A 24,349-nucleotide genomic window follows, 5' to 3' on the forward strand; every position below is an offset into this window, starting at 1 on the left:
CCGTGTTAGAGGCGGGTGGTAAAGCGGACAATAATTCGCTTAGAGATCGAGGAAGTAACCCTAATGCTTGTCGGCGAATTGGCCGGAATCCGGGTTAAAGCGGATTAACGAAGTGCGACCTGCACGGCAGTGGCGGCGCCATGCCTTCTCCCTGCGGAGAAAGATGGCGCCGCCAATGCGGCGACAATCATGGACTAAACCATGCTCTCCCACAGCCGATGCGCGAGCACGCCGGCGCGCTTCTCGATCGCGGCCGCCGCGTCGAGCGCGAGGTCCTCGCGATAACGCCCGGCAATGAGCTGCACGCCGATCGGCTTGCCGTCGTGCACGGCCACCGGCACCACGGCGCCGGGCAGGCCCAGCACGTTGATCGCCGAGATGAAGCGGATCTCGCCCCAGAAGATCTCGCGTACGCGCTCGGGGCTGACGGTATCCTCGCGCGGGCCCGGCGTCGGCTTCACCGTGGTCGGCGCCAGCACGACCGGGTACTCCTCGAAGAACAATTGCCAGGCGCGGATGTGGCCGTTGCGCGCGGCGGTCGCCTGCATCCAGGCCTTGAGATCGAGCACATTGGCCTTGGCCTTCATGCCGCCCCAGGCCTTGTGGAAGTCCTCGGACGTGACCTTCAGCATGCCGGCCTCCTGCATCACCACGGTCTCGTTGGTGATGATGTCGCACCAGGTCTGCCAGACGCCGTTGATGTCGGGCACCTCGACCTCGCTGACGCGATAGCCGGAACGTTCGAGATGATCGGCGGCCTGGCGCAGTGCGGCGCTTACGGAGGGGTCGACCTCCATGTCCTCGGGGATCTTGGCCAGCGCCACCTTGATCGGCCCCTTCGGCCTCTCGCCGACCAGCGGCGCCGGCACCCACCAGGGATCGCGCGGATCGCGCCGGCTCATCACCTCGAGTGCAAGGCGAACGTCCGCGACATGGCGCGCGAGCGGCCCCTGCGCCGACATCAGATGCGCCAGCATCGGCCGCTCGGCCGTTGCGCTCGCGTTGAACGCGGGGATGCGCCCCTGCGTCGGCTTGATGGTGGCGACACCGTTGCAATGCGCGGGCCAGCGCAGCGAGCCGCCGATGTCATTGCCATGGGCGATGGTGCCGATGCCGGCGGCGACCGCCGAACCCGCACCGCCCGAGGAGCCGCCGCAGGTGATATTGGGATCCCAGGGATTGAGCGTCAGCCCGTGCAGGGGGTTGTCGGTAAAGCCGCGAAAGGAGAATTCCGGCGTGTTGGTGAGCCCGATGACGATCGCACCTGATTTCTTCAGGTTGCGAACAACAGGCGCATCCGACGGCGCGACCAGGTCCTTGTTGGCGGGCACGCCGTTGAAATTCGGCCGCCCCTCGTAATCGACGTTTTCCTTGATGGTGATGGGCACGCCGTGCAGGAGGCCGAGCTCGCCGCCCTTGGCGCGCTGCTTGTCCGCGGCATGCGCCGCCTTCAACGCCTCTTCCGAGAGATCGACGACGACGGCGTTCAGCTTCGGATTGACGGCGCGCATCCGTTCGAGATGGGCTTCGACGGTTTCGACTGCGGAGATTGCGCCGGAGCGGATTGCAGCCGCGGTCTCCACCGCCGACCATTGCCAGGCCGGTCCCTTGGGACGGCGCGATGAAGCCGGCTTGAGCTGCGCGGCCTTCTTCGCCTTCTTTGCAACGACGGCCTTGCGGCTTGCGCTGGTCCTGCTGGAGGTATTCGCCGGTTTCTTCGAAGCTGTCTTCTTCTCGGCAGTCTTCTTGGCCGTCTTCTTCGCCACGTCGCACCTCCTGAAATTGCGCCGAGGAAGTTACGGATGGCGAAAGGATGTGTACAGGTGCGTTTTCTGCATGGGCCAACGGCGCGACGCGGCGAATTGTCCGCGATCGCGCCGCTTGCGCTATTCCGCGGGGCAGGCCGCGACGGCCGCCGGCGCGCGGTCGAGCCGCAGGCTCCACAGCGCCAGCACCAGACCGACAGCGGTGATGCCGGCTGCGACCAGAGGCAGCGCCGAGAGGCCGAGCCCGCGGTCGATGGTGACGCCACCGGCCCAGGCGCCGAGAGCGTTACCGAGATTGAACGCGGCGATGTTGAGGCTTGAGGCGAGCGTCCGGCCGCTGGGGCCGGCCGCTTCCAGCACGCGAAGCTGGAGCGGGGCGACGGTCGCAAAGGCCGCGATACCCAGCAGCAGGATCAGCACGATCGCCGCGATCTTGACCGACAGCACGGCGGCAAGCCCAAGCAGCACGATGGCGAGCGCGGCAAGCGTTCCGATCAGCGCGCCGGCGAGGCCCCGGTCGGCGAGCTTGCCGCCGGCAACGTTGCCGATCGCGAGGCCGACGCCGAACACCAGCAGGATCGGCGACACCGCGCCTTCCGAAAAGCCGGTGAAGCGCGTCAGGATCGGCTGGATGTAGGTGAAGACGACGAACAGGCCGGCAAAGCCGAACACGGTCATGGCAAGGCCGAGCAACACTTGCGGGCGGCCGAGCACCGATACTTCCTCGGCAAGCGAGACCGGCTTGTCGCCGTTGCCGACATGGCCGGGCACGAGGGCCGCAACCACGGCAAAGGCGATCACGCCGATGACCGTCACGGCCCAGAACGCCGCGCGCCAGCCGAGCATCAGACCGAACCAGGCGCCGAAGGGCACGCCCAGCAACGTCGCGACGGTGAGACCGATGAACATGGTGGAAATCGCGGAGGCCCGCTTGTCCTCGGCGACGAGGCTCGTCGCCACCACCGACCCGACACCGAAGAAAGTACCGTGGGCAAGCGAGGTCAGCACCCGCGCGGCCATCAGCAATTCGTAGTTCGGCGCCAGCGCACAGGCCGCATTGCCGAGCGTGAAGATCGCCATCAGCGCGAGCAGCACGGTTTTGCGCGGCATCCGCCGCGTCGCCAGCGTCAGGACGGGCGCACCGACGAACACGCCGAGCGCATAACCGGAGATGAGCAGGCCCGCGACCGGTACCGAGACATGCATGTCGGCGGCGACCTGGAGCAAGAGGCCCATGATGATGAATTCAGTGGTGCCGATGCCGAAGGCACCGGCGGTGAGCGCGAGGACGGCGGGAGGCATGCGTGGGCTCCGATGGATGAGACGAGCCACAGATAGCCGTGCCCGTGCAAAACCATTAGAATGTCCTCAATCCAATCATTTGTGACGTGAATTCAACATGGCCCGCTTCGACACCAACCGCTCCGCCGAGATGGAGGTCTTCGTCCGCGTCGTCGATCTCGGCGGGTTCACCCAGGCCGCGCGAAAGCTGCGGCTGACGCCGTCGGGCGTGAGCAAGCTGATGTCGCGACTGGAGGCCCGCCTCGGCTCGCGCCTCGTCAACCGCACCACGCGCAAGCTGACCCTGACCGAGGAAGGCCAGGCGTTCTATCAGCGGGCCGTGCGGATCCTCGCGGAGATGGAGGAAGCCGAGCGCGAGGCGGCGTCAGGCGCGGCGCCGCGCGGCCGCCTCACGGTCAACTGCAACATCCCGTTCGGCATGCTGCATATGATGCCGTTGATCCCCCGTTTCCTGGAACAGCATCCCGAGGTCACGCTCGATCTCGTGCTGACCGACACGCTGGTCGACCTGATGCAGGAGCGTGCCGACGTTGCGATCCGCGTAGGGCCTCTGAAAGCGTCCCGCCTGATCGCGCGCAAGCTCGGCAGCAGCCGCATGGTGGTCGTCGGCACCCCCAACTATCTGGCGCGCTTTGGCACGCCCAGGACGCCGGCGGATCTCACTGAGCACCGCGGCATCGGCTGGACCTTTCCGCGCATCCGCGGCGGGTGGCCATTCCGGCGCGGCGATCGCACCGAGGAAGCCGTGCCGCCGCCGGTCGCACGCGCCAGCGACGGCGAAGTCGCCCGCCGGCTGGCGCTGGGCGGCGTCGGCCTCGCCCGCCTCGCGCTCTTCCATATCGGCCCCGACATCGAATCCGGCCGCCTCGTGCCGGTGCTGCAGAACTACAATCCCGGCGACCGCGAAGACATCCACGCCGTCTATGTCGGCCACACCGCCCCCCTGCCCGCACGCGTCCGCGCGTTCATCGATTTCCTTGCCGAGCATGTGCGAGTGAGCGATCCCGCGCTGAAGCGGGCGGGGGATGGGAGGTGGAAACTGGCGGGATGAGGCTGATGGCGGAGAGAGCGTCAGTCAATCCAGACTGATGCGATCGTGTTCCGCGTGGCTGGACCGTTGAGGACGCACCGCCGACGCTTGCGCGAGGGTGCCGAAACCGCGAAAGTCCTAACTGTTTCAGAGCTTGTCAGGGGAATTCCACACAAATGCAGTTCGATGACGTCATCCTCGGTCGCCGGAGTATCCGCGGCTACAAACCCGATCCGGTACCCAAGGAGCTGATTGCGGAAATCATTGGTTTGGCGATGCGCGCTCCCTCGTCGATGAACACCCAGCCCTGGAATTTCTATGTCATCACCGGCGAACCGCTGGATCGGATCCGCGCCGGCAACACCGAACGGATGGTGGCGGGCATCCCGCAGTCGCGCGAGTTCCGCACGGGCCAGGCCTTTGCAGGCAAGCACCGTGACAGGCAGGTCGGCGTCGCCAAACAATTATTCTCCGCGATGGGAATCGAGCGCGACAACACGGAAAAGCGCCAGGACTGGGTGCTGCGCGGCTTCCGCCAGTTCGACGCGCCCGTCTGCGTGATCATCACCTATGATCGCGTGCTTGACGGTAGCGACGATACGCCCTTCGACTGCGGCGCCGTGGCGACCGCCCTGGTCAATGCCGCGTGGTCGCGCGGGCTCGGCGCCGTGATCAACAGCCAGGGCATCATGCAGTCCCCCGTGGTGCGCGAGCACGCGGGCATAGCCGACGATCAAGTCATCATGAAAAGCATCGCGCTGGGCTGGCCGGATGAAACTTTTCCGGCGAATGCGGTGGTGTCGGAGCGGAAGTCCGTCGAGGAAGCGACGGTGTTCGTCGGTTTCGAGACGTAGCGGCGTGCGGTCGGAAGGGCTGGAGGCACAGCATTGATCCGCGCCATGGTCCGACGTGTACTTGTGCTGGCGGCGGCTTTTGCCACTGCCTTGACGCCGGTCATTTGTCTTGGCGAAAGCAGCAAGCCGTTGCCAGCCAAGGCAACGAGGGAGCTACCCGCTGAGCTGCTCTCGCTGCTCGAACAGAAGAAGATGCCGAAATATTCACCTATCGTCGTGCGCCTGTTCAAGGAGGAGGCCGAGCTCGAGGTCTGGAAGCAGGACGCGACCGGCCATTTCCAGATCCTCAAGACCTATCCGATCTGTCGGTGGTCGGGCGATCTCGGGCCGAAATTGTACGAGGGCGACCGCCAGGCTCCGGAAGGGTTCTATACGATTACACCCGAGCTGATGAATCCCAACTCCAACTTCCATCTTTCGATCAACCTCGGCTTTCCCAACACGTTCGACAAGGCGAACAAGCGCAACGGCAGCTTCCTCATGATCCACGGCGACTGCTGGTCGAGCGGTTGCTATGCCATGACCGACGAACAGATCAGCGAAATCTATTCGCTGGCACGCGACTCATCCCTCGGCGGCCGGCCGTCGTTCCAGGTCCAGGCCTATCCGTTCCGCCTGACGCCGGCAAACCTGGCGCGGCATCGAAATAGCCCCAACCTGGCCTTCTGGAAGATGCTCAAGATCGGCAACGATCATTTCGAGACGACGCGACTCGAACCAAGGGTGGATGTGTGCGACCGCCGCTATGTGTTCGATGCGCAACCTCCCCCGAATTCGCCGTCGCTTCCAGTGTTCAACCCTACCGAAAAATGTCCCCCCTTCGTCGTCAACCCGGAAATCGCGCGGCGGGCGCTGGAGAAGAGGCGCTCCGACGAGCTCGAATACGCGCGATTGCTTGAAGACAACGTTCCGGCTGCCCCGATATACAGCGGACTGGACGGCGGAATGAACAAGGCATTCCTCACACAATTTCCGGGCAGAGTGACGCTTGCGAAAGTCATGCCGTATGCATCCTACCTGCCGCAATTGCCACCGATCCCCTGGATCGACAATGATGGCTCGTTGACGAGTAGATGGTTCGGCAGCTCGTTGGACAAGCCGCCGGAGTGTAATCCGACGCGCGTCGGCTTCCCGTCAGGTCGGTGCTGAACGCTCGTGCGGCGTCCGCGGTGGATCATCAGAAGAGGATGGCATCGGCATTCCGTCCGGGGAATGCTGGCGGCGTCGGAGCGGAGACCTTGAAAAAAAATTCGTCCCGGCTTGCTGAACCAAAGCAAACGGCAACGAGTCCGCCTCCGCCCCGCGGGCTTCGGCGCGACAGCCTTGCGCAAACTTTGTTTGCGAAGGCTGGCGGAGAGAGTGGGATTCGAACCCACGGTACGGTTTCCCGCACACACGCTTTCCAAGCGTGCGCCTTAAGCCACTCGGCCATCTCTCCGGAGCGCCCTCTCTTGAAGGGGCGCCGATGATTTTGCAAGGGATCGCGGGGAAATCGGGTGAATTTTCCGTAAGATATTGTATTTACGGGATAATATCTGGCGTGGCAGATGCCTTGACCGGCTTGCCGGCTGAACCGGTGACGGGTTTGGCGCGACGATTCACCTGAGAACAGCAGACACGACCGGGGACGCCATGACCATCCGCAGCACCATCGTCGCCCTTGGCCTGATTTCGGCCCTTGGCTCCGCCTTCGCCGTGCCCGCCGCCGCCCAGGTCTGCACCCGGCAGGGGGTCGATGTCAGCTGCAACGACGGCCGGCGCGGGGTGCTGTCGGGCGACGCCATCATCTGGCCGGACGGCACGCGCTCGAACTCGACGCCGCATCCGAGCGTGATCATCGGCAACAAGAGCTCGGTGCATGTCGGGCCCGGCGTGTTCGTCGGCCAGGGCAAGGGCATGGCGCCGATGGACGATCCCAACGCGCCGAACAAGCGGCAATGCGCCATTCTGGATGGGGTGTCGTATTGCTATTGAGGCCGCAGTCGTACGCCGTCATGCCCGGGCTTGTCCCGGGCATCCACGTTCTTAAGGACTTGGGGTGAGACGTGGATGGCCGGGACAAGCCCGGCCATGACGCGGAATCCTATATCAACCTTACGCCTGAGATCGCCGACCTCAACCAGCGCAGTGCCTGCGGCGGCTGCGTGGCGAGCGGGGTGACAGCGGCCTTCTCGGTCCGGCACTTCTCGAGCTCGGCGACGAAATCGGCCGACCATTGCTGGATGGTGTGGCCGCGCAGCTTCTTCATCATCGCGTCCCAGCGCATCTTGCGCTCGGTGAGCGGCATCGCGGCGGCGATCGCGATCGCGCGGGCCATGCCGTCGATGTCGTGCGGATTGACGACCAGCGCGGCATCGAGCTCGTTGGCCGCGCCTGCGAATTTCGACAGCACCAGCACGCCGGGATCGGCCGGGTTTTGCGCGGCGACATATTCCTTGGCGACGAGGTTCATGCCGTCATGCAGCGGCGTCACCACGCCGATCTGCGCGGTCCGGTAGAGCCCTGCGAGCACCGCCTGGCTGAAGCCCTTGTTCAAATAGCGGATCGGCGTCCAGTCGACCTCGCCGTGGCGGCCGTTGACGTCGGTGACGAGGCGCGCGACATCGTTCTGCAGATTGCCATAGGCTTCGATGCCGCCGCGCGAGGGGTTGGCGATCTGCAGCAGCGAGATGCTGCGCAAGAATTGCGGCTGTTCGGTCCAGAGCCGGTCGAACGCGCTGATGCGGTTGACGAGGCCCTTCGAATAGTCGAGCCGGTCGACACCGATCGCGAGGCGCTCGCCATTGAGGCTGCGCCGCAGCCGCGACACGTCGGGATGCGAGGCCGATTTCGCCGCGTATTGCGCAAACTTCTCCGCATCGATTCCGATCGGGAAGACCTCGCAGCGGGTGCGGCCATGCTGCGAAATCGCAACGCCGTCCTCGACGGCGAGGCCAAGCTCGCTCGCGACGTAGCCGAGAAAATTCTGGCAATCCTCCTCGGTCTGGAAGCCGAGCAGATCGTAGGCCAGCATTGCCGTGATCAGCTCGCGATGATTGGGCACGCCCTGCATCACCGCGGCGACCGGCCACGGCGTATGCAGGAAGAAGCCGATCGGATCGTCGACGCCGAGATCACGCAGTTCGGCGCCGAGCGCGAGGAAATGATAATCCTGAACCCAGAACGCGGTCTTGGCTTTTCGGAAGCGCATCAAGGCGCGCGCCATGAAGGCGTTGACCTCGCGATAGCTGACGTAATCGTCGCGCGAGACGCGGATCAAATCGCTGCGCGAATGCAGCGCGGGCCACAGCGCCGAATTGGCAAAGCCTTCGTAATAGCCGCCGTAATGCGCCGCCGGCAGGTCCAACGTCGCAATCGCGCCCGATCCGAGCGCTTCGATCTCCGCGAACGGCTCCTTCTGATGGCCGTCACGCACACGGCCCGAAGAACCCACCCAGATCGCGCCCGAATGTTCCACCACCGGCAACAAGGCCGCCGCGAGGCCGCCCGTCATGGGCTCGTTAGGCTTGCCGCGCGCGACGCGATTCGAAACGACGACTAAATTCACAGGTCGTCCCCTCCTGTTTCATTCCACCCCGTTTAACTGCCGTTCATCAATATGGTTCCTGTCATCGTTTCAACCAATTGAAACCAAAATCGGGCACGCGCGTTGGAACTGGTTTCGCTTCGGGAACTCGAGATTTCGTTGCAAAGTCAGCGCATGCGGCCATGTTGCGCAGCACGCATAGCGGCGCGCGACGGCGCCGTTCCCAAAGCATCATGTCTGCGACGCGGCCTTGCCTTTATTTCACCTCGGGTCGAGCAGGCGGGCAAGGAACGCACGCACATCGTTCGGCGCGTCGAAATGGCCATTCACGCCCATGGCACGGCGACCGACGGAGAAGGCAAGCCCGTCCATGTCGGGCATGATCGCGAACACGGTTTCATCGGTGACGTCATCACCGATGAAGATCGGACGCCGTCCCTTGAACGGCTCCCGCTTCATCAGCTCGCGCACGCCGGTCGCCTTGGTGAATCCGGAATGCTTGATCTCGCAGACGAACTTGCCGGGCAGCACTTCGATCGGCGCATTGGGCAGGTCGGCGCGGATCACCGAGACCGATTCGTAGATCGCTTTCTCCGCGTGCGGGGCGAGGCGGTAATGCAGCGCGAGTGAATACCCCTTGTCCTCGAGCAAAATGCCGGGCGAAAGCTTGGCGATGGCGGCCAGGCGCCGCTTCAGTTCCTTGTCCAGCGGCGGGGCGCGCACGTCATCGGCCTCATTGTCGATCGACCGCCGCATCTCCGCGCCGTGGCCGGCGACGGCGCGGAACACATCGGGTGCGAAGATCAGGTCGATGTCGTTGAGCGAGCGGCCGCTGACCAGCGCCAGCGCGCCGGAGGTGCGCTCGGTCAGCCGATTCAGCGTGTCCGACAGGCCCGGCGGCACCCACACTTCGCGCGGCGTCGGCATCAGGTCGAGCAGCGTGCCGTCGATGTCGAGCAGAATCGCGATCTCGTCGAGATGCGGCACCAGCGCATGCGGCACCGGCACCGCATCGGGTGCTTCGTCGTCCGGCATGGTGCGCTTCTGGTCCAACGCCATTTCTGCAAATTCCGATTTCATCAGTCTACTCCATAAAGGCGAGCGGCCGCGCGATTTGTTCGAGCGATTTGCGCTCCGCAGGGACGGCATAGCGCCACGCCACGATCGCGGCCGCGATCATCAGGGCTGACCCCAGCAGATAGCCGGCGAACACGCTGGTGCGCGATCCCGTGTCGATCAGCACGCCGAACAGCGCCGGCCCGATCACGCCGCCGATGCCGGTGCCGACCGCGTAGAACACCGCGATCGCCAGCGCACGAACTTCGAGCGGAAAGGTCTCGCTGACGGTGAGATAGGCCGCGCTCGCGGCCGGCGAGGCGAAGAAGAAGATCACCATCCAGGCGATGGTCTGCCCCTGCGCCGAGAGGACGCCGATGGAGAACAGATAGCCCGAGATCGCCAGCAACAGGCCCGACACGCCATAGGTGAACATGATCATGATGCGGCGCCCGAGCGTATCGAACAGCCGGCCGAGCAGCAGGGGCCCAAGGAAATTGCCGGCGGCGAAGGGGAGCAGGTACCAGCCGACATGATCGGCGCTGATGCCGTAGAAATCGGTCAGCACCAGCGCGAAAGTGAAGAAGATGGCATTGTAGAAGAAGGCCTGCGCACTCATCAGCACGAGGCCGACCAGCGCGCGCTGGCGATATGCCGAGAATAGCGTGTGCACGACCTCGCGGATCGGCGTGTGATCGCGCATCTTCAGCCGGATCTTTGTGAAGCGTCCGTCGCTCGTATCCTGGTCGTGTCCGATCACCGAGCGTTCGATCTCGTCGACGATTGCGTGGGCCTGATCGGGGCGGCCATGGATCATCAGCCAGCGCGGACTCTCCGGAATCCACATCCGCATCAAGAGCACGACGAGGCCGACGGTCGCGCCGATGAGATAAGCCAGGCGCCAGCCGAGATCGGGGTTGATCACGGCAGGATCCAGCAGCACGATCGACGCCACCGCGCCCATTGCGGCCCCGATCCAGAAACTGCCGTTGATGACGAGATCGGTCCAGCCGCGATAGCGCGCCGGCACCAGCTCCTGGATGGTCGAGTTGATCGCGGTGTATTCGCCGCCGATGCCGGCACCGGTGAGGAAACGAAACAGCGCGTAGCTCGCGACATTCCATGACAGAGCGGTCGCGGCCGTCGCCGAGAGATAGAGTGCCAGCGTGATGAAGAACAGCTTCTTGCGGCCGATGCGGTCGGTCAGCCAGCCGAAGCCGAGCGCACCGAGCACGGCGCCGGCGAGATAGGCGGAATTGGCAATGCCGAGATCGAGATTGGTGAATTGCAGCGACGGGCTCTGCTTCAGCGCACCGGAGAGCGCACCGGCCAGCGTCACCTCGAGTCCGTCGAGGATCCAGGTGATGCCGAGCGCCAGCACGACGCGAGTGTGAAAGCCGCTCCAGGGCAGCGCGTCGAGCCGCGCGGGGATACTGGTCTCGACGATGCGATCGGCCGCGGCTGCCGCGACCACAGGAGCATAGTTCGGCGCTGGGCTTTGCTGCAATTCCATCGGGTTGTTGTGTCTGATCAATGGAAGCGCCCCCGGCTCACATGACGTGGACGGGGTTGATCCGATCATCGGGGTGCGGCATTCCGCCTGCCACCTGCGACAACGTCTGCGGCGAGGCCGGGTTCCCACGGGAACGCCCTTCGTACCGCTCGTTTCCGATGGAGCCGCAAGGAGTTGACGCATGGCTCATGTCAGAAAGACGACACAATCCCGCAAAACAGCCTTGCGCAGGACGACGAGCGCCAAGCGCGGCGCCGTGCGGACGAGTGCGAAGCGCGCTGTCGATGCTGACCTTCTACATCAACCGCGCAAACTCCGCTGTCGTCCCGGACAAGCGGAGCTCTTGGCAACGCGTAGCGTTGCCGGGAGCGGAGCGCTGATCCGGGACCCATAGCCACAGGATCGGGTTTGGTGATAGCTCGAAGTTGTCAGCGTCCGTCCCAACTCCTCGCTGGGAGTATGGGTCCCGGATCGGCGCGCGCTTGAGGCGCGCTTGTCCGGGACGACAGCGGAGTATGAGGCGGCGGCGCGAACTTCAGAGGCCGCGAATTTACGCCGCCCTGATATTCCCCATGAAGCGATCGAGCTCGGCGCGCAGGCGGGTGCTTTCGGATGACAGTGTCTTGGCCGAGTGCAGCACTTCCTCGGAGGCCGAGCCGGTCTCGGCGGCGCCGCGGTTGACCTCGCCGATGTCGGTGGCTGCGGTCTGGGTACCCTGCGCGACGGTCTGGACGCTGCGCGCGATCTCCTGCGTCGCGGCACCCTGCTGCTCGACCGCGCTGGCGATCGAGGTCGAGATCGACGAGATCTGGCCGATGGTCGCACCGATCTCCTTGATCGCGGCTACCGATTCGGCCGTGGCGCCCTGCATGCCCGTGATGTGCGAGGAGATCTCGTCGGTGGCCTTCGCGGTCTGGCTCGCCAGCGACTTCACTTCGCTGGCAACCACGGCGAACCCGCGCCCGGCTTCACCGGCGCGTGCCGCCTCGATGGTGGCGTTGAGCGCGAGAAGGTTGGTCTGCTCGGCAATCGCCGTGATCAGCTTGACCACCTCGCCGATCTGCTGGGCGGCATGCGAGAGCTTGCCGATGCGCCCGTCGGTTTCCTTGGCCTGGACCACGGCAGCTTCCGCAATCCGGCTGGAGTCGCGGACCTGACGGCCGATCTCCTCGACCGAGGCCGAGAGCTCCTCCGTCGCGGTGGCGACCGACTGCATGTTGGAGGACGCCTGCTCGGAGACGCCGGCGACCTGGCTCGACAGGCTCTGGGTGGTCTCGGCGGTGCGGGTCAGCGTGGAGGCCGCCGATTCCAGCTGCACGGCCGAGGCCGAGACGTTGGAGACGATGGCGCCGACCGCGCTCTCGAAATCGTCGGCGAAGCGGATCAGCTCGGAGCGGCGGGCAGCGCTCGCCTCCCTGTTCTGGGCTTCGCTGGCGGCGGCATCGCGCTCGGCTTTTGCCACGGCTTGAACCTTGAACTCCTCGACCGCACCGGCCATCTCGCCGATCTCGTCCTTGCGGCCGAGACCCGGCAGCACCACGTCGAAATTGCCCGAGGCCAGTTCACGCATCGCCTTGCACATCGCGATCATCGGACGCGAGATGCCGTTGCCGAGCCACAGGGCCAGCACGGCACCGATGGCAAGGCCGCCGAGCGCCATCATCAGCATCAATTGCTCGGTCTCTCCGATCGTCGCGTTGGCGCTCGCCTCGATGCGCTGCTGGTCGGCAGTCAAATCCGAACGCAGCTCGGCCGAGAGCTTGAGGATGGTCGCCGCCGTCTTGGTCATCTCACCGTTCGACTTGACGATGATCTTCACGTTCTCGGTCAGCTTTGAGAAGGAGGTGCGGTACTGCTTCAGCAGATTGCCGATCTCGGTGACGCGGTCGGTGATCTTCTGGTCGCTGGCATAGATCGAGACCAGCAGGGTCTCCAGGAATTTGATGCGGGCGATCACGCCGTCGGCGGTCTTCGGCTCCGGCTTGGCGACGAAGGCGCTGACCGAGGTGGAGACAGCCAGATATTGCGAGGTGATGTCCTTGGCCGTGGTCTGGACCGATGCCAGCCCCGCCAGCGCGGCGGTATCGGCGAGGTCGTCGAACTTGAAGCGGATCTTGTTGCCGACGCTGTTGAGCTCATCGGCCGCGATCTTGTTGTTCTCGCGCGTCAGGACGATGATCTCCCCGAACACCTTCGTGAAGCGCTGAAACTCGGCCTCCAGCTTGCCGACCTGCTCGCGGCGGGCGGCGCCTGTCGTGGCGGACATCGACTTGGCGATCGCGCTCTTCAGATTGTCTTCGGCGGCCTTGGCTGCGGTCTCGTCATCCACCGCCCCCGTCAGGGTATAGGCCCGAGCCAGTCCCTGATAGGCGATCAGCTCGCGATCGACCGTCCGGGCGAGGTCGGCTTCCGACACGCTGGTGCGGTAGGAAGCCACGGCGGCCTGGATCCGCTCGAAGCCGAAATAGGCGAAAGCCATGCTGACGGCGAGGATGGCTAGCACCGCCACGAAGCCGAGGATGATTTTTGCGCGAAAACGCAAGCTTGGCAGCTTCGATTGGTTCGACTTCGACTTGACCGACATTCCCCCACCCCATTCCATTCGCGGAAAACCAGGCGCAGCCCGGAAGCAGCCCGCTTCCTGACTCGCCCGCACGGTAATCGGCAAAGGATAAGCTGTGGTAAATTTGTGGCGCCGCAACTCGCGGTTAGGTGACGCGGGGATTTGTTAAAGCGCGCTTTCCCGCGCCGTTACAAATGCCGTCATAAATTAAGTGCGGGCGCCAAATCTCCGTTGTCGTCCCGGACAAGCGGAGCTCTTGGCAACGCGTAGCGTTGCCGGGGAGCGGAGCGCTGATCCGGGACCCATAGCCACAGGGAGTGGTTTGGCGAAGACTCGGAGTTGCCCGCTCGCTCCATATCCGCTCCCTGTGGTTATGGTTCCCCGCTTTCGCGGGGACGAGCGGAGAGTGGGGTGACAGCCGATCGCCTAACTCAGCACGAACCCAAGCAACTTACGCCGCCCTGATATTCCCCATGAAGCGATCGAGCTCGGCGCGCAGGCGGGTGCTTTCGGATGACAGTGTCTTGGCCGAGTGCAGCACTTCCTCGGAGGCCGAGCCGGTCTCGGCGGCGCCGCGGTTGACCTCGCCGATGTCGGTGGCTGCGGTCTGGGTGCCCTGCGCGACGGTCTGGACGCTACGCGCGATCTCCTGCGTCGCGGCACCCTGCTGCTCGACCGCGCTGGCGATCGAGGTCGAGATCGACGAGATCTGTCCGATGGTCGCACCGATCTCCTTGATCGCGGCTACCGATTCGGCCGTGGCGCCCTGCATGCCCGTGATGTGCGAGGAGATCTCATCCGTCGCCTTCGCGGTCTGGCTCGCCAGCGACTTCACTTCGCTGGCAACCACGGCGAACCCGCGGCCGGCTTCACCGGCGCGTGCCGCCTCGATGGTGGCGTTGAGCGCGAGAAGGTTGGTCTGCTCGGCAATCGCGGTGATCAGCTTGACCACCTCGCCGATCTGCTGGGCGGCATGCGAGAGCTTGCCGATGCGCCCGTCGGTTTCCTTGGCCTGGACCACGGCAGCTTCCGCAATCCGGCTGGAGTCGCGGACCTGACGGCCGATCTCCTCGACCGAGGCCGAGAGCTCTTCCGTCGCGGTGGCGACCGACTGCATGTTGGAGGACGCCTGCTCGGAGACGCCGGCGACCTGGCTCGACAGGCTCTGGGTGGTCTCGGCGGTGCGGGTCAGCGTGGAGGCCGCCGATTCCAGCTGCACGGCCGAGGCCGAGACGTTGGAGACGATGGCGCCGACCGCGCTCTCGAAATCGTCGGCAAAGCGGATCAGCTCGGAGCGGCGGGCAGCGCTCGCCTCCCTGTTCTGGGCTTCGCTGGCAGCGGCATCGCGCTCGGCTTTTGCCACGGCTTGAACCTTGAACTCCTCGACCGCACCGGCCATCTCGCCGATCTCGTCCTTGCGGCCGAGACCCGGCAGCACCACGTCGAAATTGCCCGAGGCCAGCTCACGCATCGCCTTGCACATCGCGATCATCGGACGCGAGATGCCGGTGCCGAGCAGGAAGGCGAGGACCGCACCAAGCAGCGTACCGCCGATGGCGAGCATCAGAACCAGTTGCTCGGTCTTCCCGATCGTCGCTTCCGATTCCGAATCCAGCCGCTGCTGCTCGGCGACGAGGTCCGCCTTCATGGCCGTGGCGCCTTGCAGGATCGCACCGGCCGAACCGCTCATCTCGGTGACGAGCCCGTCGACCAACTTGGCGTTGGCGATCAGCTTCTCCAGCGCTTCGCGATAGGCGCCGAGGATGGTCTTGGCCTCCTTCAGTCCGGCGACGATCTTGTCGTCCATCGAATAGACCGCGCCGAGCGAGTTCTCCACGAATTTCAGCCGCGCCAGCGCGCTGGTCGCGATCGCCTGATCGGACGTGAGCACGAAATTGGTGGCTGCAGCACTCGCGGTTTGGAACTGGGCGTTGACCTGCTTGGTACCGAACTCGATCGACTGGGCCTCGGAATCGGAAGCGTTGTTACCGATATCGTCCAGCTTGTACTTCAGGAGATTGGCTTGGCGCTGCAGCTGGTTCTGCACCAGCAACGTGCTGTCACGCTTGGCCTGCAGAACCTTGGCGAAGGTTGCGGAGAAATTCGCAAACTCCTTGGCGAGCTTGTCGAGACTCTCCCCCCGCGCCGGGGTCTTGGCGCTCTTCACGGCCTGGTCGATGGCGTTCTTCAGGCTGGCCTCGGCCTCGAGCGCCGCCTTGGCGTCATCTTCCTTGCCGGTGACGACGAAATATTTGACGGCCGCACGGTAGCCGAGCAGCTCGCGGTCGATGTTGCGGGCGAGGTCGGCCTCCGACACGCTGCTACGGTAGGACCCGACCCCGGCCGAAACCCGCTCGAAGCCGAAATAGCAGAAGGCCATGCTGCCGGCGGAGATCGCCAGCACGACCGCGAAACCCAGGATGATCTTGGCGCGGAACCTCAGGGTGGGAAATATTGTGCGCTTTGACGGCGACGCGATACGCCCGGACATTCCCACCCCCATTACTTATTCCAAACAGCCGCGATCCGAAGGCGCCCCGCCTCCCCGACCGCATGCGCAAAACTAAGGCAGAATCGTCAAGGGGCGGTAAATTCCTCCGGCTCGCAATCCCGGGCTGCGCAAGCACCAGACCGGCGACTTCCGGGCCGGACACCGCGCGACTTGTTGCGGGTAGAATGAAAAAGCCCTACTGTTTTCGGCACTTGGCGGCAGATCTTGGCGACAGACCAAGCCGGTCCTTGAGGAGAGAAACGAAGTGGGGCAGGCCGATCTTCGGTTTGGCGGTTCGTCCAGCGTTGCGGTCGCGAAATCGAAAGCTCCGACCGTCGACGAGGCCGTTGCCGAGCTGGTCGCCCAGCTTCCGTCGGACGAGCTGGCCCTGGTCCTGGTCTTCCTCTCCCCCCGCTACGATCCTCATCGATTCATCGCCGAGATCACGAGACACTTTGCGGACACGCCGGTCTGCGGCTGCACGACGGCAGGCGAGCTGGCGCCGGACGGCTGGGACGAGAACAGCGTTGTCGCGATGACGTTCAGCCAGGCTGACTTCAACGCCGTGGTCCGGCCGATCCTGAATCTCGCCAATTTCCACGTCGAGGACGGCCGCCGGATCGGCAGCGAGCTTCGCCACGAGCTGCTGCGGGCAACCTCGGAGGTCAGCGGCCGCAACCCGTTCGGCCTGGTGCTGATCGACGGCATGTGCCGCCGCGAAGAAGCTGTGATGTCCGCCCTCTATGCCTCGCTCGACAATATCCCGATCGTCGGCGGGTCGGCGGGCGACGGCCTGCGCTTCGAAAGGACCTGGGTGTTCTTCGACGGCAAGGCCCACACCGACGCGGCTCTCCTCATTCTCCTCAACACGTCGCTGCCGTTCCGCGTGTTCAAATGCGACAATTTCGAGCCCACCACACAGAAGATGGTGGTCACCGAGGCCGATATCGAGCAGCGCGTCGTCAAGGAATTGAACGCCGAGCCTGCCGCCGCGGAATATTCCCGTGCCGTCGGAATCATCGACGCCAAGCTCGACCCGTTCTCCTTCGCATCCCATCCGGTGCTGGTCCGGGTTGGCGGGTCCTATTATGCGCGGTCGATCCAGCGCGTCGATCCCGACGGCTCGCTGCGCTTCTTCTGCGCGATCGACGAGGGCATGGTGCTGACGACGGCAACCTCGTGCAGCCTGGTCGGAGCAACCCGCGACGCCTTCGCGGAAACCCGTGACCAGATCGGCGACGTCTCTCTCTATATTGGCTTCGAATGCCTGCTACGCCGGCTGGATGCCGAGCAGCATCAGCTTTCACGCGAAATGTCCGAGCTGTACCGGCAGAACCGCGTCGTCGGGTTCCATACCTACGGCGAACAGTTCGGCTCGATGCACGTGAACCAGACCTTCACCGGCGTCGCCATCGGCAGGCGGCCGACGTAACGGAGCCGACGTGGCAGAGACCTGGCAGGATGCCGAAACGATCGAGCAGCTCCGGCGGGAGTCGGTCAAGCTGAAGAAGATCAATGCGGCGCTGATGTCGCGCGTCGAGCGGTCGATGGACCAGCAGCTCAATGCGTTCTCACTGTTCGAAACCGCAATCGCGCTCGACCATCAAGTTCGCGACCGGACGCATCAGTTGCGGGATGCCCTGCGTTCGGTCGAGCGGGCCAACGAAGGCTTGTACCGCGCCAAGCAGCAGGCGGAAGCTGCAAGCTCGCTGAAATCGTCCGTGCTGATCTCGGTCACCCACGATCTCCTGCAGCCGCTGAACGCGGCACGCCTGACCCTGTCGGCCCTCACCGAGATGATGGAGTCGCAGGAAGCAGGCCTGCTCATCGACCAGGTCGACCGGTCCCTGGTCACGCTGGAAGACCTGCTGCGCTCGCTTCTGGAGATCGCGAAGCTCGATGCGGGCGCGCTCCGGCCCGACGTGCGGCCGATCGCGCTTGGGCCGCTGCTCGACCAGCTCCGCGACGAGTTCGAGCCGATCGCCTGGAGGCAGGGACTGTCCCTGCGCGTCCGCAGCTCGCCGCTCGCGGTCCTGTCCGACCCGATGATGCTCCGGAGGATCCTGCAAAATCTGCTCGCGAATGCGATCCGCTATACCCGCAGCGGCGGCGTCATCCTGGGATGCAGACGGCGTGGCGATCGCATCGCGATCCAGATCTCCGATACCGGGCCCGGAATTGCGCAGGCGCAGCAGGAGGCGATCTTCCGGGAGTTCCAGCGCGGCGACGCGAGCGCGACCGACCAGGCCGGCTTCGGCCTCGGTCTTTCGATCGTGCGCCGCTTCGCGACGGCGCTCGGCCACGAGGTGCGGCTGTCGTCGCATGTCGGCCGCGGATCGACCTTTGTGCTCGAGCTGGAGCAGGCCGATCGCGCCGATGTCAGCGACGACCTGCAGGAGATGAAGCCCGCAGACCTGCACTATGGCGGTCTGGGAGGGGCCAAAATCCTGCTCATCGAGAACGACGCCTCGGGCGCGGAGGCGCTGGCCGCCTTGCTGGAAGGATGGGGCTGCGACGTCGCGACCACGAGATCCGCCGCGGATGCCGCCCAGCGCTTGAGTGAGCTCGGCGGCACGCCGGACGCCATCATCGCCGATCTCCATCTCGATCACGGCGAAAGCGGATTGTCGGCCGTCGAGGGAATCCGGCAGCGGTTGAAGTCGGACGTGCCGGCGATGATCATCACCGCGGATTATTCCGAAAAGGCTGCGGCGGAAGCCAGCCGCTACGGGCTGGAAGTGCTGAAGAAGCCGATCAGGCCGGCGGAAATGCGCGCGCTGCTGTCGTTCCTGCTGAGCTAAAGCATGATGCGGAAAAGTGCGCAGCGTTTTTCCGGAAAGATCATGCTTAAATAACAACCTAAAGCGCGATGACGATTCATCCTGATCGCATATCGCGCTTTAGTTCATCACCTCGCGCCGCATCGGCTGCGAACGAGGTGGCAATCATGCCTGCGGATCGGTCCGGGCGCGGTCGCGCTTCGCGGCCGCTCCCGAGCCCGCCAGCGTCGCAAAATCGATCTTCGACATTTCGACGATCGCCTTGGTGCGGCTCATCACGTTCAGCTTGCGCAGGATATCCGAGACGTGAACCTTCACGGTGGTCTCGGAGATCTTCAGCTCAAAGGCGATCTGCTTGTTCTGCAAGCCGCGCTTGAGCATTTCGAGGACGCGCAATTGCTGGGGCGTCAGATCGTGAAGGCGCTTCAGCAGCTCCTGGGCCGCGATCGGCGAACGCTGCGGGCGGGCCAGCGCGCGAAAAGCGGCCGGCAGACACACCGCGCCGCGCACGACTTCGCCGATCGAATGCGCCAGCTCCTGCTTGGACGAGGATTTGAGGATGTAGCCGGATACGCCGAGCGACAATGCGCCCGAGATGATCTGCGCGTCCTGGTGCCCCGACACGATGACGACGGGAATGCGCGGAAACGCCTTGCGGATGCGGATGATGCCGGACAGTCCGGTCGTCCCGGGTATCGACAGGTCGAGAAGAATGAGGTCGACATCGGGCCTCGACGCCAACAATTCGAGCGCACCGTCGATCGAGGTGGCCTGAAGCATCTCGGCATCCGGCGTCGCCATTTGCAGCGCTCCCTCGAGCGCCTCGCGAAACAGCGGATGATCCTCGACAATCAGAAACCGCATCAGATTTGGGCCGTTCCCAGCTCGTCACCGAAGTCAGCGATCAGACCGGCGAGCATGCCGTCGCCGGAGCAACCCGGCTTGATCCAGATCAAATCGGACCAGCAGCTCATTGCGGCCTCCCGCGATCGATCCTCGGATGGGGCCGCTGCCGCGGATCCGGCAGATCGACCTTGCCGATCTCGACGATCGCCTTGTTGCGGCTGAACAGTCCGAGCTTGCGCAGGATCTCGGTGATGTGCGCCTTCACAGTCGATTCGGCGAGTTGAAGCTCCTGCGCGATCTGCCGGTTCGGATAGCCGCGGCGAAGGAAATCGAGCACGCGAAGCTGCTGCGGCGTCAGTTCGCGAAGCTTGACCCTGAGTGCCTTGCTGCTGTCGGCCCGCTTCCGCTGCGGCTCCGCCACGAAATCCTTCGGCACCGACACCGATCCGCCGAGCACGCCTTCGATCGACTGCGCGAGCTCGCGCTTGGACGTGGATTTCGGCAGATAGCCGGCAGCACCCAGCGCCAGCGCCTCGCGGACCACATGCTGATCCTCCTCGCTCGAGACGATGGCGACCGGCAGGCGCGGATAGGTCTCGCGCAGCCTGAGAAAGCCGGAGAAACCGGTTGCGTCGGGAAGCGAGAGATCGAGCAGCGCAAGGTCGATCCCCCGTTCGACCGAAAGCACCCGCAAGGCGTCCTCGATCGACATCGCTTCGAGAATGCGGGCCTCCGGCAGCGCCAGCCGCACGGCATTGCCGAGCGCCTCGCGAAACAGCGGATGATCGTCGATGATCAGGAAGCTGGTCATGGCACCTTCCCCGGGGTCCATCGCGCGGGCGCATCCATCGGACGTTCGTGCCGATGGATGCGAAACGGACCCTAGAACATCTCCCCGATGCCGTCCGGTCAAGACCATTCAGTCGTTCGATTCGGCCTGAACCGTCAGCAGAAAGGCGTAGATGTTGTCGAACTGGCTGTCGGTGAAGACCTCTTTCCAGGACGGCATGCCCTTGGCCGGACGCCCCTCATGCACCGTGGTCAGGAATTTCTCTCGCATCTCGTCGCCGTAGCGGTGACGTAGCAGCCTCAGATCGATCTTCCGCTCGCTCTGGATCGCGTCGGGACCATGGCAATGCGCACAGGTGCCGTTGAAGATCTCCTTGCCCTGACCGACAGCTTCGGCATTTGACGCCAGCGCGTCGCCCTTGGTCTCGGTCGCGACGACGCTGGCCACATGCGCCGCGCCGGTCCCGGCTCCGGTCGTGGTTCCCGCCGGCGTCTGCACGGCATTGAAGTGGAGAGCCTGACCGGTCGGCAGGCCATACTTCACCTTGAGGTCGGCGATGGTCCGCTCGAGGTCCGGCAAGACCGCATCGATCTGGTCGCGCAGTTCTGTCGAGGCCTTCGCGAAGCCGATCGCCGCGTCCCACGACAAACCTTCGCCTTCGGTGAGCTGAACGCGATACCGATCCTGGTAGACGGTCTTGTTCAGCCAGCCGGCCACGGGTCCCCAGATAAAGGCGACGTCGGCCTTGCCCCGATCGAGCGCCTGCATGCCTTCCTCGGGCGACAGCACCGTCACCTTCTGGATGTCGTCACGCGTCGCCAGGAGGTTCTGTGGCGTGCTGGCGAACTGCACGGCGACCCGCTTGCCCCGGAGCTCGTCGATCCCGGAGACCGTCCGGTCCTTTGCCGTCACGAGGGCGTAACCCTCACGCGCAACCGTGCTCGAGAAGATGACGGCTGGCCCCATGAAATCCTCGGAGCGCGGCAGGCCGATCATGGCGTCGCACTGCTTGCCGAGCAGCGTCACGCGAACGGTGCGCTTGCCGAAATACGATTTGTACCAGTCGTAGGCGATCGGCCGCCCGAGCGCCCGCGCCAGCGCCTGCCCGATCTCGACATAGAGGCCGGGTTGCGAGGGGCTGTTGCTCGAGAACGGAAGATTGGTCGGATCGGCACAGAGCCGGAACGGCTTCACTTCGTCGGCGCGGCTTGTGGCGGCTGGCACGATGAGCGCGGAACCGGCAACACATGCAAGTAAAGCTGCGATGGCGCGACGTCTGCTATTGCCAAGGCCAGAACGATTTGGACGCATCCTCACCTCCCGTGGTTGGGCATCGTTGGCGTCACGTTGCGACAAGGCCCTGCCTCGGCCGCAACGACGCGATCACACTTTGGGAAAAGAGCGCGTGTATCCCGTCACCTCGGGATACACGCGCCAGTGGTCACTGGACGGAGAAGACGAAGAGCGAGCCGCCCTCGGGAGCTGCAGCCGTCATCTTCTTGCCAACCTCGCCCAGGAACGCGGGCAGCGCTGCCGTGCGGCCGACGACGATGGCGACGTATTGCTTGCCGTCGACCATGTAGGTCACAGGACCCGCACCGATGCCGGAGCCGAGATTCTTGCTCCAGAGCATTTTGCCGGATTTCGCATCGATGGCGCGGAAATCGCCATGGATGTTGCCGGCGAACACCAGGCCCCCGCCAGTGGTCAGCGTGCCGCCATTGAAAGGCAGGTCTTCCTTGATGGACCAGACTTTCTTCTGGTTGACGGGATCCCAGGCCACGAGCTCGCCGAGGAAGCCGCCGGGGCCTTCCTTGGTCGGGAATTCGGCGCCGAGATAGAACACGCCGCGCTTGTAGGCGACGTCACTGACCGACCAATCCATGCAGACATTGTTGGAGGGAATGTAGACGAGGCCGGTCTGCGGGTTGAACGACATCGGCTGCCAGTTCTTGCCGCCGATCAGATTGGGGCAGATGTCCTTGGCGGGATGGCCGGGGCCCGGACGCTTGTCGGGATCCTCGACCGCGCGCATGGTGGCGAGATCGAATTTCTGCGCCCAGTTCGAGAAGACGTACTTCTCCGCCGAAAGAACCTTGCCGGTCTCGCGGTTGGCGACGAAGAAGAACCCGTTGCGATCCGCCTTCATCAGCGCCGGAACGTTGCTGCCGCCGATGTTGAGATCGGCGAGCACGGCCTCGTTCACGCCGTCATAGTCCCAGGCGTCGGCGGGCGTGGTCTGGATATGCCACTTGATCTTGCCGGTGTTCGGGTCGAGCGCCAGCGTCGAGGCCGTGTAGAGGTTGGTCAGCTTGCCGAAATCGCCATTGCCGGTCGAGCGCACGGCAGTGTTCCACGGCCCGGGATTGCTGGTGCCCCAATACACAGTATCGGTCTTGGGATCATAGGAGCCGACCAGCCAGGCCGCGCCGCCGCCATGCTGCGCGGAATCGCCCTTCCAGGTATCGCCGCCGGGCTCCTCCGGCGTGGGAACGGTAAAGGTCTGCCAAGCGAGCTTGCCGGTGTTGATGTCGAAGGCCTGAAGCGCGCCGCGCACGCCGTACTCGCCACCGCCGAAGCCGGTGATGACCTTGTCGCGCACGACCAGCGGCGGCGAGGTGATGACCGAGCCCTGCTTGTAATCGACCACCTTCGCCGTCCACAGCGCCTTGCCCGTCGCAGCGTCGAGCGCCGTCAGCTTGCCGTCGAGCCGGCCGACGAAGATCTTGCCGTCAGCGTAGGAGACGCCGCGATTGTTCACGTCGCAGCAGGCGTATTGCAGCACGTCGTCCGGAATCTCCGGCTCGTAGGTCCACTTGCGCGCACCGGTCGCGGCGTCGAGCGCGTAGACGTATTTCGGCCCCCATGACGTCGAGACGTACAACGTGTTGCCGATGACGATCGGCGAGGATTCGTTCGAGCGCAGCGATGCAAGCGAGAACGAATAGGCAAGCGACAGCTTGCCGGCGTTCTCGGCGTTGATCTGGTTGAGCGGGCTGAACCGCGTGTTGGCGTAGTCGTGGCCCGCCACCGCCCATTGATTGGAATCGGATTGCGCTTTGAGCAGTGAATCGTTGGCGCGAACGCCAATCGTGCCGGCGCCCAGCATCGCGATCATCGAAATGCCGGCCAAGAAGCCCCTCGTTCCAAAGGTCATTATTCCCTCCGTGATGTTGCTTTGCGCGCCACGTTGGGCGCCGATGCGCTTTTGCGCTTTCGATACGCAGTTCGCCTGCGAACCATCACGGAAATTACAGCATCGACTTTTCGCGCTTAGTATAGGCGGAAGGTAGTAGTGCAAATCACTGTCAGGCTTGGCCACTCATCTCGTTGTCGGCACTCGCTTCTTGTCGCTCGTTGGCAGCTCGAAACCAGTGATTGGATTGCGGCAACATCGTGCAGCCATCCGCGCGTTCCGTCGAAAGTCGGCATCAGCGACGTCCACAAATCACGACGACGGTTCAACCGCGACGGATGGCCGCTGGGCGTTACGAAATCCGTCAATGTCACGGTGTCGTTGTCGCTCGCTTTGACCGGCCCGCCTTCAGAACGACGGTGGGCGCTCGATTGGCGAAGCCATCTCGAGAGATCGGTTGTCTTCTTCGCGTCCATTGATCGCCAGGGGGTACAGGCGGACTTGGTCAGTCCGCTTCCCGGCAGCCCCCCCGAGCCGGCCCGGCTCGTCGTGGGCGATCAACGCTTCAATGAAATCAATGGCTTACCGCGCCAAATCCTACTACCAAGATCGCGATTACAAAGTTGCCCGGCCGTGCTCCTATTTGCGGAACGACGACAAGAATCCCAAGGGAGAGACAATCGGCGGCGCCAAGGA

Annotated in this window: 17 protein-coding genes and 1 tRNA gene; 6 read left to right on the forward strand and 12 right to left on the reverse strand. The window is 64.4% G+C overall.

Annotation, left to right across the window (positions count from 1 at the left end):
* Positions 1 to 194: 194 nt before the first annotated feature.
* Positions 195 to 1,766: an amidase family protein gene (locus GDN70_RS01450; RefSeq protein ID WP_038972820.1), complete on the reverse strand. Its 1,572-nt coding sequence runs from the start codon at positions 1,764 to 1,766 to the stop codon at positions 195 to 197.
* Between the two features lie 120 nt (positions 1,767 to 1,886).
* A complete protein-coding gene (locus tag GDN70_RS01455) occupies positions 1,887 to 3,068 on the reverse strand; it encodes an MFS transporter (RefSeq protein ID WP_028141931.1) in 1,182 nt (393 codons plus the stop codon).
* A gap of 97 nt (positions 3,069 to 3,165) precedes the next feature.
* On the opposite strand from GDN70_RS01455, the gene GDN70_RS01460 reads away from it, so the two are divergent.
* From GDN70_RS01460 to GDN70_RS01470, 3 genes are all read left to right on the forward strand, one after another.
* Positions 3,166 to 4,119, forward strand: coding sequence for a LysR family transcriptional regulator (locus GDN70_RS01460; protein WP_152102073.1), 954 nt, complete (start codon positions 3,166 to 3,168; stop codon positions 4,117 to 4,119).
* Positions 4,120 to 4,274: 155 nt separating this feature from the next.
* Entirely contained in the window at positions 4,275 to 4,952 is a 678-nt protein-coding gene (locus GDN70_RS01465) for a nitroreductase (RefSeq protein WP_038950243.1), read from the forward strand.
* A 33-nt stretch (positions 4,953 to 4,985) separates the two neighbouring features.
* The gene (locus GDN70_RS01470; RefSeq protein ID WP_244625852.1) at positions 4,986 to 6,101 is read left to right on the forward strand and encodes a murein L,D-transpeptidase family protein; all 1,116 of its coding nucleotides are present in this window, start codon (positions 4,986 to 4,988) and stop codon (positions 6,099 to 6,101) included.
* 199 nt (positions 6,102 to 6,300) lie between these two features.
* Here GDN70_RS01470 and GDN70_RS01475 read toward each other — a convergent pair.
* A tRNA-Ser gene (locus tag GDN70_RS01475) sits at positions 6,301 to 6,390 on the reverse strand.
* A gap of 194 nt (positions 6,391 to 6,584) precedes the next feature.
* Between GDN70_RS01475 and GDN70_RS01480 the strand changes: the two genes are divergently transcribed.
* On the forward strand, positions 6,585 to 6,926 hold the full coding sequence (locus GDN70_RS01480; RefSeq protein WP_152102074.1) for a hypothetical protein: 342 nt from the start codon (positions 6,585 to 6,587) through the stop codon (positions 6,924 to 6,926).
* Positions 6,927 to 7,035: 109 nt separating this feature from the next.
* Here GDN70_RS01480 and GDN70_RS01485 read toward each other — a convergent pair whose 3' ends face one another.
* The 5 genes from GDN70_RS01485 to GDN70_RS01510 form a co-directional block, all read right to left on the reverse strand.
* Entirely contained in the window at positions 7,036 to 8,499 is a 1,464-nt protein-coding gene (locus GDN70_RS01485) for a trehalose-6-phosphate synthase (protein WP_152102075.1), read from the reverse strand.
* Positions 8,500 to 8,739: 240 nt separating this feature from the next.
* On the reverse strand, positions 8,740 to 9,558 hold the full coding sequence (otsB, locus tag GDN70_RS01490) for a trehalose-phosphatase (protein WP_152102076.1): 819 nt from the start codon (positions 9,556 to 9,558) through the stop codon (positions 8,740 to 8,742).
* A 4-nt stretch (positions 9,559 to 9,562) separates the two neighbouring features.
* Positions 9,563 to 11,047 (reverse strand): MFS transporter, encoded by a 1,485-nt coding sequence (locus GDN70_RS01495; protein WP_028142004.1) that lies wholly within the window; start codon positions 11,045 to 11,047, stop codon positions 9,563 to 9,565.
* A 550-nt stretch (positions 11,048 to 11,597) separates the two neighbouring features.
* Positions 11,598 to 13,631: a methyl-accepting chemotaxis protein gene (locus GDN70_RS01505; RefSeq protein ID WP_173015736.1), complete on the reverse strand. Its 2,034-nt coding sequence runs from the start codon at positions 13,629 to 13,631 to the stop codon at positions 11,598 to 11,600.
* A 430-nt stretch (positions 13,632 to 14,061) separates the two neighbouring features.
* A complete protein-coding gene (locus GDN70_RS01510; RefSeq protein ID WP_152102078.1) occupies positions 14,062 to 16,101 on the reverse strand; it encodes a methyl-accepting chemotaxis protein in 2,040 nt (679 codons plus the stop codon).
* A gap of 265 nt (positions 16,102 to 16,366) precedes the next feature.
* Between GDN70_RS01510 and GDN70_RS01515 the strand changes: the two genes are divergently transcribed.
* Together GDN70_RS01515 and GDN70_RS01520 are read left to right on the forward strand one after the other, a co-directional pair.
* Positions 16,367 to 17,533 carry an FIST N-terminal domain-containing protein gene (locus GDN70_RS01515; RefSeq protein WP_152102079.1) on the forward strand — a complete coding sequence of 389 codons (1,167 nt, stop codon included), beginning with the start codon at positions 16,367 to 16,369 and terminating at the stop codon, positions 17,531 to 17,533.
* 10 nt (positions 17,534 to 17,543) lie between these two features.
* Entirely contained in the window at positions 17,544 to 18,902 is a 1,359-nt protein-coding gene (locus GDN70_RS01520; protein WP_152102080.1) for a hybrid sensor histidine kinase/response regulator, read from the forward strand.
* A gap of 144 nt (positions 18,903 to 19,046) precedes the next feature.
* Here the strand turns inward: GDN70_RS01520 and GDN70_RS01525 are convergent, their stop codons facing one another.
* From GDN70_RS01525 to GDN70_RS01540, 4 genes are all read right to left on the reverse strand, one after another.
* The gene (locus GDN70_RS01525) at positions 19,047 to 19,745 is read right to left on the reverse strand and encodes a response regulator transcription factor (protein WP_038950738.1); all 699 of its coding nucleotides are present in this window, start codon (positions 19,743 to 19,745) and stop codon (positions 19,047 to 19,049) included.
* Positions 19,746 to 19,851: 106 nt separating this feature from the next.
* Positions 19,852 to 20,538, reverse strand: coding sequence for a response regulator transcription factor (locus GDN70_RS01530; RefSeq protein ID WP_152102081.1), 687 nt, complete (start codon positions 20,536 to 20,538; stop codon positions 19,852 to 19,854).
* A 108-nt stretch (positions 20,539 to 20,646) separates the two neighbouring features.
* Positions 20,647 to 21,828 (reverse strand): c-type cytochrome, encoded by a 1,182-nt coding sequence (locus GDN70_RS01535; RefSeq protein ID WP_028143913.1) that lies wholly within the window; start codon positions 21,826 to 21,828, stop codon positions 20,647 to 20,649.
* 130 nt (positions 21,829 to 21,958) lie between these two features.
* Entirely contained in the window at positions 21,959 to 23,674 is a 1,716-nt protein-coding gene (locus tag GDN70_RS01540) for a PQQ-dependent methanol/ethanol family dehydrogenase (protein WP_152102082.1), read from the reverse strand.
* Positions 23,675 to 24,349 lie beyond the last annotated feature (675 nt).

Origin of the sequence: Bradyrhizobium sp. TM102 (assembly GCF_009176685.1) — a bacterium.
Lineage (GTDB): Bacteria > Pseudomonadota > Alphaproteobacteria > Rhizobiales > Xanthobacteraceae > Bradyrhizobium > Bradyrhizobium ottawaense.

Coding starts and splice junctions, on each gene's coding strand:
- GDN70_RS01495 (WP_028142004.1), bottom strand. CDS start 11,047: ATGGAATTGCAGCAAAGCCCAGCGCCGAACTATGCTCCTGTGGTCGCG.
- GDN70_RS01480 (WP_152102074.1), top strand. CDS start 6,585: ATGACCATCCGCAGCACCATCGTCGCCCTTGGCCTGATTTCGGCCCTT.
- GDN70_RS01505 (WP_173015736.1), bottom strand. CDS start 13,631: ATGTCGGTCAAGTCGAAGTCGAACCAATCGAAGCTGCCAAGCTTGCGT.
- GDN70_RS01465 (WP_038950243.1), top strand. CDS start 4,275: ATGCAGTTCGATGACGTCATCCTCGGTCGCCGGAGTATCCGCGGCTAC.
- GDN70_RS01530 (WP_152102081.1), bottom strand. CDS start 20,538: ATGACCAGCTTCCTGATCATCGACGATCATCCGCTGTTTCGCGAGGCG.
- GDN70_RS01535 (WP_028143913.1), bottom strand. CDS start 21,828: ATGCGTCCAAATCGTTCTGGCCTTGGCAATAGCAGACGTCGCGCCATC.
- otsB (WP_152102076.1), bottom strand. CDS start 9,558: ATGAAATCGGAATTTGCAGAAATGGCGTTGGACCAGAAGCGCACCATG.
- GDN70_RS01455 (WP_028141931.1), bottom strand. CDS start 3,068: ATGCCTCCCGCCGTCCTCGCGCTCACCGCCGGTGCCTTCGGCATCGGC.
- GDN70_RS01525 (WP_038950738.1), bottom strand. CDS start 19,745: ATGCGGTTTCTGATTGTCGAGGATCATCCGCTGTTTCGCGAGGCGCTC.
- GDN70_RS01510 (WP_152102078.1), bottom strand. CDS start 16,101: ATGTCCGGGCGTATCGCGTCGCCGTCAAAGCGCACAATATTTCCCACC.
- GDN70_RS01460 (WP_152102073.1), top strand. CDS start 3,166: ATGGCCCGCTTCGACACCAACCGCTCCGCCGAGATGGAGGTCTTCGTC.
- GDN70_RS01540 (WP_152102082.1), bottom strand. CDS start 23,674: ATGACCTTTGGAACGAGGGGCTTCTTGGCCGGCATTTCGATGATCGCG.